We start from the raw sequence: 9,193 nt of genomic DNA, 5'->3' as shown, positions 1-9,193 counted from the left end.
AGGCAAAGGGCAAAATTTGCACCCGGCTGATCAATTTTGACCGACTCAAGAGCGAGATTGATGAAATTCGATCACCAAACACCGCCCGGCCGGGGCGGCGTGGACACCGCCCCGGACACCCGCCTATCCGGCGTCAGCCGCCATGGACCGGATCAGGCTGGCCGGCCGCATGTCGGTCCAGGCCTGCTCGATCGCATCGAGGCACTCCTGACGCGACCCTTCCGGACCGCCGGCACGCCAGCCGCCCGGTACCTCGAGATGCGCAGGCCACAACGAGTACTGGCCTTCCTCGTTCACCAGCGGTACGAACCGCCCCGACTCGTCATCGAAAGGGTTGGTCACGGCGTCCCCCACCTGTTCTCACCAATTCCACGGCATGTTGGTCGTTCATTTCCGGCCATTCTCGAGTCGGAGCGTTCCCGACGGTCACCGCACGCACGATCCCCCGACCCCCACACGTAATGCCTACCACGCGGGGCGGCGACACCTCACTCACTCGAATATCGGCGGCGAACCGGCGAATCGGGTCACGACTTCCCCGACTCCGCCCGTTCACGCCAGCCACCCTAGAGGACCGACGACAACCTGGCTAAAAAATCGACCTGTTACCCACGAGTACACAATGAGCCACCGGATGCGGTTTTCGCCCTGGACATATGCCAACCGGCCTGAAGCGAAAACATCGAGTCACCCCCTGACCCCATTGCGCCGATATCTCTGACTATGACCCACGCAATTCCGGATAGCCCCGCGCGTGCGCCCGCTCACTCCCCGTATGCACCCTGAATGCGCGCGGAGCCCCCTGTGCGCCGGGCATGCGCCCCCACCCCATCTCGCCATCCGGGCGAACGGGGGCGTCACCATCGATGGCCATTCGGCCGACGGGACACACCTCGGCCACGGCGGTGGGACTGCCCACCGGACTCCACCCCCGCTTCGGGCGACGCACTCCCGGTCGGCCGGAGCCAGGCCGGCAACAACCGGCCGCCGCCTTCACCGTGGCGGGAAGCCGCCGCACGACCACACCTCGACCTGTCGCTCCGCGCAACGAAGAGCGGGAGCCCGCCCCACGCCGCCCGCCTCCTGCAACCGCAGGGGCGACCGATCACGCCTGGCCGCCCGTGCGGACCCGCACCCGTCCAGCCGGCCGCACCGTGCCCGGGTGGGTCGGTCACGCCTCACGGCGTCAATGCGCCGCATTCGGATCCACATTCAGCCACCGGTCCGCCATCCGCCCTTGCTGGAGGTTATCGACGCCCCAACCGCCGAACCATTGTGCGAATGTGACGACTGCTCTCGATCCGGCATATGCAGACGCCACGCAGACCCGAATGATCTCAAATACTGAGAACCGATCGTGTGGTGTAAGCGCAGGCCACAGGCCTGCCTCGGGCTGAACCGTGTCATTCGACTCGCCGAGGATCGACTTTCAGACTCTTCACAAGGGGTTAACTCCATAAACGCTTCAGCCTGTTAGCGTCCCGAAGGACAGGGAGAAAGTCCGTCAGGAGGTGAAGAGTGCGGGGAGCGGCAGTCCGGTTCGTCATCGCGTTCCTGATGAGCGTCCTCCTGGCCCCGTACTCCGGCACGCTCCCGGCCTCCGGCGCGCCCTCGGCCCACGCCCACGCGTCCGCTCCGGGGACCGGTGCCGACCGTCCCGGGGACGCCCTTACGGCACACGGTGAGTACGGCACGTGCGGCACCTCCGATCGCGGTGGCGAGCCGAACGGCCTTCTCCGCCACCGCGACCGCCACCGCTCGGCCACCGTGCCCGCCCCGGAGACACCGTCCCGTTCCGTCGTGGCGAGCGCCACCGGCGGGATGCTGGCGCAGGCGGCCGTCGCCGCCATGGGCAGCGGGCCTCACGTCTCCAGATGCTCGACCGCCCACTCCCCCTGCGCGCTCCAGGTGTTCCGCTGCTGAGCTGAGGTCCGGAGACCTGCCCCCACCGGTCCCGCGGGACCCGGCGTCGCGGGGCTGCCCCCGCCCGCCCTTTGGCCCCAGCTCTCATCCGCGTACCGACGCGCCGCCCTCCGGCGCGCCAGGAGGATCCACTGGCATGCATTCACTTGTCGATCACCCGACGGCAGAAGCCCTGCTCATCAGCGTCACCGCCGTCTGGGCACCTCCGCCCGGCGACGTGCGCTCGGCCCCCTTCCGCACGGGATGAGGGCCGCCATGGACCGGCTCACGGGATTCCCTCATCTGCGGCAGGACTTCACCGCGTCACTCGTCGTCTTCCTGGTCGCCCTGCCGTTGTGCGTGGGCGTCGCCGTGGCCTCCGGCGTACCTGCCGAACTGGGGCTGATCACCGGCATCGTGGGCGGTCTCGTCACCGGCCTCATGCGCGGCAGCAGTCTCCAGGTGTCAGGGCCCGCCGCGGGTCTGACCGTGCTCGTCCTCGAAGCCGTGCGGACCTTCGGACTGCCCGCGCTCGGCGTGATCGTACTGACCACGGGGCTGCTCCAACTGGCCATGGGCGCGCTGCGGCTGGGCCGCTGGTTCCGTGCCATCTCCGTCTCGGTCGTCGAGGGCATGCTCGCCGGCATCGGCCTGGTTCTCATCGCGGGCCAGCTCTACGCGGCGGCGGGCATCGACGCACCGGCCTCGGGCACGGCCAAGATGGCCGGCATCCCGCGACTGCTGGCCGACGCCGTGTCCACTCCCGCGGCGCTCACGTCACTCGCGGTCGGTGCGGCGACCATCGCCCTGTTGATGGTGTGGAGCAGGCTGCCGAAGCGGGTACGAGCCCTTCCGGGCGCACTCGCCGCGGTCGCGCTCGCCACAGTCGTGTCGCTGGTGTTCGACCTGCCGGTCGAGACGGTCCAGGTGCAGGGACTGCTGGACGCCGTCCAGATGCCCGCCCTGTCCGAGTTCGGCGGGCTCGCGAGCACGGGCCTGCTCGGGACGGTGGCAGCCTTCACCCTCATCGCCTCGGCGGAGAGCCTGTTCAGCGCGGCCGCGGTGGACCGTCTGCACGACGGGCCGCGTACCCGGTACGACAAGGAGCTGATGGCCCAGGGCACGGGCAACACGGTGTGCGGTCTCCTGGGCGCGCTGCCGATGACCGCGGTGATCGTGCGGAGCTCCGCCAACGTCCAGGCGGGCGCGCGGACCCGGGCCTCGCGGGTGCTGCACGGCCTGTGGCTGCTGCTCTTCGCCGCGCTGTTCCCCTCCGCGCTGGGACTCATCCCCCTGCCCGCCCTCGCCGGCATCCTCATCCACGCCGGGTGGAAGCTGATCCCGCTCCGCTCGCTCGTGGCACTGTGGCGCGAGCACCGCGGCGAGGCGCTGATCCTGGTCGTCACCGCGGTCTCGATCGTCACCGTGAACATGTTCGAGGGCGTCCTCACCGGTCTGGCCCTGTCGGTGGCCAAGGCGGCGTGGGACGCCTCGCACATCAGGCTGGAGGTCGTCGACAGCAGCGGTGACCAGGTCCGTGCCCGTCTGTCGGGAAATGCCACCTTTCTGCGGCTGCCGAAGATACTCGACAGCCTGGAGGCCCTGCCCAAGGACCGGCCGATCGCCCTGGACCTCTCCGGCCTGCACCACCTGGACCACGCCTGCCGTACGGCGCTGGAGAGCTGGGCGGAGCGGCACAGTTCGTCCGGGACCGAACCCGTGCGGCTGACCCGGTCGGACGTGGTGACGGCGGCTTCCTGAGCGCACGGGCGCCGTGACAACGGACAACGAACAGCACGGACGGCTCGCCGGGGCGCCCTCCGAAGGCGTCCCGGCGAGCCGTCCTTCGGCGTCAGCCGTTGGGCAGGATGACCGCGCGGCCGTTGATCTTGCCCGCGTGCAGTCGCTCGTAGGCGAGCGGGGCCTCGTCGATGGAGTACGTCTCGACGTGGACGTCGACGGCACCGGCGTGGGCGAGTTCGATGACCTCGGCGAGTTCCCTGCGCGAGCCCCAGTACGGCGCGGTGACCGACGTGGAGAACGGCAGGACGCCGAATCCGACGGGCAGCATTCCACCGCCGATGCCCACGATGGTGACGTCGCTGTCGATGGAGGCGACCGCACCGGCCGTCTTCACGGTGGGCTCGGCGCCGACGAAGTCGAACACGACCTTGGCACCGATGCCGCCGGTGAGCTCGCGGACCCTGGCCGCGGCGTTCTCGTCGGAGAGCACGGCCTCATGGGCACCCACGGCCTTGGCGAGGGCGAGCTTCTCCTCGGTGACGTCGAGGGCGATGACCCGTACGGCCGTCATGGCGCGCAGCAGCTGGATCGCGACGTGCCCCAGCCCGCCGGTGCCGATGACCACGGCGGTGGCCCCGGGCAGCAGCTTCGGCAGCGAGCGCTTGATCGCGTGGTAGGGGGTGAGGCCCGCGTCGGTCAGCGAGACCGTCTTGACCGGGTCGAGGTCGCCGATCGGCGTCAGGTGACGGGCGTCGTCGACGATCATGTACTCGGCCATGGCCCCGGGGTTGCCCAGTCCGGGCGGGTTGATGCCGAGGTCGGCGGCGCGCAGGCAGTAGTTCTCGCGGCCCTCCGCGCAGTTCACGCAGGTGCCGCAGCCCCACGGACCGTAGACGGCGACGGTGTCTCCGACCGAGACGCCCTCCGCACCCTCACCGAGCGCGGCGACGGTGCCGACCCCCTCGTGGCCGAGGGTGAGCGGCAACTCGTAGGGGAACCCCTCGGCGGGCCAGCTCATCACGGCGATGTCCGAGTGACAGACACCGGCGGCACTGACCTTCAGCAGGATCTGGCCGGGCCCCGCCACGGGCTCGGGTATCTCGACGACCTCGGGTGCGGCGCCGATGGTGCGGTACTGGACGGCTTTCATGTCTCTCCTTCTCTGTCTCTCCGTACTTCCTTTGTGACCCCGGTGGTGGCGGTGCGCCACTCGGGTCAGGAGGCGGAGTAGCCGCCGTCCACCAGGTGGTAGCTGCCGTGGATGAAGGAGGCGCGGTCGGAGAGGAGGAAGGCGGCGAGTTCGGCGACCTCTTCCGATGTCCCCAGGCGGCCTGCCGGGTGGAGGGAGATCAGGTGGTCGCGGGCGGGACCGTCGGTGTCGCGGAGCAGTGGGGTGTCGATGAAGCCCGGGCCGACGGCGTTGATGCGTACGTTCTGTGCCGCGTATTCGAGCGCCGCGGTCTTGGTGAGGCCGACGACGCCGTGCTTGGCTGCCACGTACGCCGGGGAGTTCGCGAAGCCGTTGGTGCCGAGGATCGACGAGATGTTGACGACGGCGCCCCCGCCCGCCGCCAGGATGGCGGGGAGCTCGTAACGCATCGAGTAGAAGACACCGCTCAGGTTGGTGGCGAGGACCCGGTTCCAGTCCTCGATCCCGTACGCGCCGGTGGGCTGGGCCGGGCCGCCGATGCCGGCGTTGTTCACGGCGAGGTGCAGGGCGCCGAAGGTGTCGACGGCGTGGGCCACACCGGCCTCGACGGAGGTGGGGTCCGTGACGTCGACTGCGACCGCCGTGGCGCGGGCGCCGGTGGCCCGCAGTTCGTCGGCGGCCTTGCGGGCACCCGCCTCGTCGTGATCGGCGACGACGACGCTCGCGCCGCTCGCGGCGAGCTGCCGGCTCAGGGCGAGGCCGATTCCGGAGGCTCCGCCGGTGACGAGGGCGACCTTGCCGGTGAACTCCGTCTCGAGGGCGGTGGGGAGGTTGGTGCTCATGCTGTGCTTCCTTGCGTGGTGCTGTGGGGCGCCGGCCCGTCCTGCGGGGAATCCAGCAGGTGCGTGGAGAGGGCGTCGAATGCATGTACGACGAACGTGGGCAGGTCGGCCGGCCGGCCGCCCCGCACCCATGCCGCCTGGGCCGCGAGGAGCGCTCCGGCTCCCGCGGCGACGGCCACGGCGGGACGGAGGTCCTCCCGTGGGTCCACACCGAGGCGTTCCGCGAGAATCGCCACCGACTCCTCCTGGGCGTCCACCCGGATGTGGTGGTACGCCGCGTACAGAGTGGGCTCCTCCTCGGCCATGACCAGCAGGTCGAAGATGCGGGGCCGCCGGTGCCACGGCTCCGCCTCCGGGTCGTCGAGCCAGTCGAGGACGGCCCGCCGGTAGGCGGTGAGCGGCGGTTCGGCCGGAGGGCGCTCGCGGAGCGCTCGGTTGATCCTGTCGCCGTCGCCCCGCACTGCGTCGAGGACGGCGGCCTCCTTGTTCGGGAAGTACCGGCTGAAGGTGCGCCGGTCGACGTCGGCCGCCTGCGCGATCTCCTCGACCGTCACGCTCCGCAGACCACGGTCGAGTACGAGCTCGAACGCGCTCCGCGCCAGCGCGTCCCTGGTCCTGCGTGCCTTGCGGCCGCGCCGGTCCGGGCCACTCCCTGATTCCTTCATACATGCACCGTACACCCTTAAGTGTCCCGATGGGACATCTGTCCCGATGGGACATCAGGATGTCGTGAGCGGTCGGGCCACCGGATAGCGGTACGCGGGAACCCGGGGCGACGACGTGCGGTCACCCCGGGTTCCTGGAGCACGGCCCCTACGGCAGGCGGGTCCCTGCGGGCGAGGTCTCCTCCCTGCCCCGGCTCAGCGCGCCCGGCCACCAGGCCGTGCGTCCGATGTCCCTGACCAGGGCGGGCACCAGGAGCGAGCGCACGACGAGGGTGTCAAGCAGGACCCCGAACGCGACGATGAAGGCGATCTGGACCAGGAAGGCGAGCGGGATGACGCCCAGGGCCGCGAAGGTGGCCGCCAGCACGACGCCGGCGGAGGTGATGACGCCGCCCGTGGTGGTGAGTCCGCGCAGCACGCCCTGCCGGGTGCCGTGGATCAGGGACTCCTCGCGGACCCGCGACATCAGGAAGATGTTGTAGTCGACGCCGAGGGCGACCAGGAAGACGAATCCGTAGAGCGGTACGGAGGAGTCCGTGCCGCTGAAGCCGAAGACGTGCTCGAAGACCAGCGAGGAGATGCCGAGGGTGGCGAGGAAGTTGAGCGCCACCGTCGCCACGAGGAGCAGCGGCATGAGCAGCGAGCGGAGCAGTCCGATCAGGATGACCAGGATGATGACCAGCACCACCGGCACGATGATGTTGCGGTCGTGTTCGGCGGTCCTCTGGGTGTCGTACTGCTGGGCGGTGTAGCCGCCGACGAGCGCTTCGGCTCCGGGTACGGCGTGGACGGCCTCGCGGAGCCGCGCGACGGCGGCCTTGGCCGCGTCGCTGTCCGCCGCGTCCACGAGGGTGGCGTCGACGCGCACCCGGCCGTCCACGACGAGCGGTTCTCCGGCACCGGGGCGCCCCGAAGCGGTGACGACGGTGACGCTCGCGACGCCGGGGACGTCCTCCGCGGCGGCGACGACCTGCTTCGCCCGGTCCGCGCCGGCGATCACGACGGCGGGGTTGCCCGATCCACCGGGGAAGTGCCGCCCCAGGGTCTCCTGTGCGGCGACGGACGGCGCGTCGTTGACGAAGATCTCGTCCAGGGGCACTCCCTTGGAGTTCAGCGTGGGCATGAAGGCCGCGCCGGCCAGGAGCCCGATCAGCGTGAAGGCCCACACCTTGCGCGGGGCGCGGTCGACCAGTCCGGCGATCCGCGACCAGATTCCCGCAGAGCCGGAGGCCGGCTGCTCCGTGCCCTTCTTCGGGGCCGACGGCCAGTACGCGGCCCTGCCGAGCAGGACCAGGACGGCGGGCAGGAAGGTCAGAGCGCTCAGGACGGAGCAGACGATGCCGATGGCACCCACGGGCCCGAGCGCGCGGTTGTTGGTGAGGTCGCTGAGCAGGAGGGCGAGCAGCCCCAGCGCCACGGTGGCGGCGCTGGCCGTGATCGGTCCGGCGGACTCCCTGAGCGCGGCGCGCATCGCGGTCCAGCGGTCGGGCTTGCGTGAGAGCTCCTCGCGGAACCGGGCGGTGAGGAGCAGTGCGTAGTCGGTCGCGGCGCCGATGACGAGGATCGACAGGATGCCCTGGACCTGCCCGTCCACCCGGACGATGTCGTGGTCGGCCAGGACGTAGACGATCGCGCAGGAGACGCCGAGGGCGAACACCGCGCCGACGATGATGATCAGAGGCAGCAGGACACTGCGGTAGACCAGCAGCAGAATGACCAGCACGGTCACCAGCGCGACGCCGAGCAGCAGCCCGTCGATGCCGGCGAAGGCGTCCGACAGGTCGGCCTGCGAGGCCGCGGGCCCGGCGAGCCAGACCGCTGTCCCCGGGACGGCTTCGGCGGCGCTCCGGATGTCCGCGAGGGAGTCGGGGAGCGCGTCCCCGAGGTCAGGCCTCAGCTGGACGACGCCCTCCAGCGCCTTTCCGTCCTCGGACAGCAGGGCGGGGCTCACCCGGCCCGTCACACCCGGGCCGCCTTCGACCGAGGCGAGGGCCGCCGTCGCCGCCTCCTGCTGCTCCGGGCCGAGTTTCCCGCCCTCTTCCGAGGTCCAGACGATGATCGCGGGCACGGTCTCCTGCCGGCTGAACGCCTTCTGGGCTTCGACGACCCGGGTGGACTCGGCGCTCTGCGGCAGGAAGGCGGCCTGGTCGTTGGTGGCCACCTCCCCGAGTTTCCCGGCGTACGAGCCGAAGGCGCCGCCGACGACGAGCCAGGCGAGCACGAGGAAGACGGGCACAAGGACCAGCCGGCGGACCGGCTTCGATGCGGTGGACATGGCACTCCTGGGTCGGCCGCGATCTCTCAATAGTGATGTATCTCAATGATTGAGATTACATGCTCGCGGTGCAGCCTCCGCCGGCACAGGCCTTCACCGCGGAGGGACCTGCATGCGGGAGAGTTCGCCGTTCATCCGCCCGAGGAACCGGAGGGCGGCTTCCAGCTCCTGCGGCCCGGACGCGGCACGCGCACCGGCCGCCGCCTCGGCGAGAGGCATGAAGAACGAGCGCGCCGCCGCCTTGGCCCCCGACTCGTAGTAGAGGTGCACCACTCGGCGGTCGGCGCTCTCCCGCGCACGCCTGATGTGACCCGCACGCTCGAGCCGGTCCAGACAGGCGGTGACCGCTCCGGAGGTGAGACCGAGGTGCTCACGGAGCCGGCCGGGGGTCAGAGGGACGTCCGCGTCAAGGATCGCGCCGAGCGCCTGCACGTCCGTCGCATGCAGGCCCTGCGCGTGCGCGAAGGCGTGCACCAGACGGTTGATCTCGCCGTTCATCCGGCGCAGCTCCACGGCGAGCGCCTGGAGCTCCGACACTCCCGCCGCATCCGGGCCGGGTCCGTCGCGAAGGCCGTCCGTACTGTCCACCGGCCCATACTAGGGCGCGCAGGACCGC

8 protein-coding genes are annotated in these 9,193 nt (G+C 70.6%); 2 read left to right on the top strand and 6 right to left on the bottom strand.

Going from position 1 to position 9,193, the window contains the following annotated elements:
• Positions 1-123 precede the first annotated feature (123 nt).
• Positions 124-342, bottom strand: a complete 219-nt coding sequence (locus tag B9S57_RS21190; RefSeq protein WP_103517193.1) for an MbtH family protein — start codon at positions 340-342, stop codon at positions 124-126.
• A 1,176-nt stretch (positions 343-1,518) separates the two neighbouring features.
• On the opposite strand from B9S57_RS21190, the gene B9S57_RS21185 reads away from it, so the two are divergent.
• Entirely contained in the window at positions 1,519-1,923 is a 405-nt protein-coding gene (locus tag B9S57_RS21185) for a hypothetical protein (RefSeq protein WP_103517141.1), read from the top strand.
• A gap of 255 nt (positions 1,924-2,178) precedes the next feature.
• Positions 2,179-3,663, top strand: coding sequence for a SulP family inorganic anion transporter (locus B9S57_RS21180; RefSeq protein ID WP_103517140.1), 1,485 nt, complete (start codon positions 2,179-2,181; stop codon positions 3,661-3,663).
• A 91-nt stretch (positions 3,664-3,754) separates the two neighbouring features.
• On the opposite strand, the gene B9S57_RS21175 is transcribed toward B9S57_RS21180, so the two are convergent.
• The 5 genes from B9S57_RS21175 to B9S57_RS21155 all read right to left on the bottom strand — a co-directional run bounded on the left by B9S57_RS21175 (position 3,755) and on the right by B9S57_RS21155 (position 9,165).
• Entirely contained in the window at positions 3,755-4,795 is a 1,041-nt protein-coding gene (locus tag B9S57_RS21175; protein WP_103517139.1) for an NAD(P)-dependent alcohol dehydrogenase, read from the bottom strand.
• A gap of 65 nt (positions 4,796-4,860) precedes the next feature.
• The gene (locus B9S57_RS21170; RefSeq protein ID WP_103517138.1) at positions 4,861-5,637 is read right to left on the bottom strand and encodes an SDR family NAD(P)-dependent oxidoreductase; all 777 of its coding nucleotides are present in this window, start codon (positions 5,635-5,637) and stop codon (positions 4,861-4,863) included.
• Positions 5,634-6,302 (bottom strand): TetR family transcriptional regulator, encoded by a 669-nt coding sequence (locus B9S57_RS21165; RefSeq protein ID WP_103517137.1) that lies wholly within the window; start codon positions 6,300-6,302, stop codon positions 5,634-5,636. Before B9S57_RS21165 ends, B9S57_RS21170 begins: the two co-directional genes overlap by 4 nt.
• Before the next feature lie 148 nt (positions 6,303-6,450).
• The gene (locus B9S57_RS21160) at positions 6,451-8,577 is read right to left on the bottom strand and encodes an MMPL family transporter (RefSeq protein WP_103517136.1); all 2,127 of its coding nucleotides are present in this window, start codon (positions 8,575-8,577) and stop codon (positions 6,451-6,453) included.
• Positions 8,578-8,670: 93 nt separating this feature from the next.
• On the bottom strand, positions 8,671-9,165 hold the full coding sequence (locus B9S57_RS21155; protein WP_258036486.1) for a MarR family winged helix-turn-helix transcriptional regulator: 495 nt from the start codon (positions 9,163-9,165) through the stop codon (positions 8,671-8,673).
• Positions 9,166-9,193 lie beyond the last annotated feature (28 nt).

Origin of the sequence: Streptomyces sp. SM10 (assembly GCF_002910915.1) — a bacterium.
Taxonomy (GTDB): Bacteria; Actinomycetota; Actinomycetes; order Streptomycetales; family Streptomycetaceae; genus Streptomyces.
Note: the sequence above shows the minus strand (reverse complement) of the source record. Positions and strands in the feature narration are given on the sequence as shown.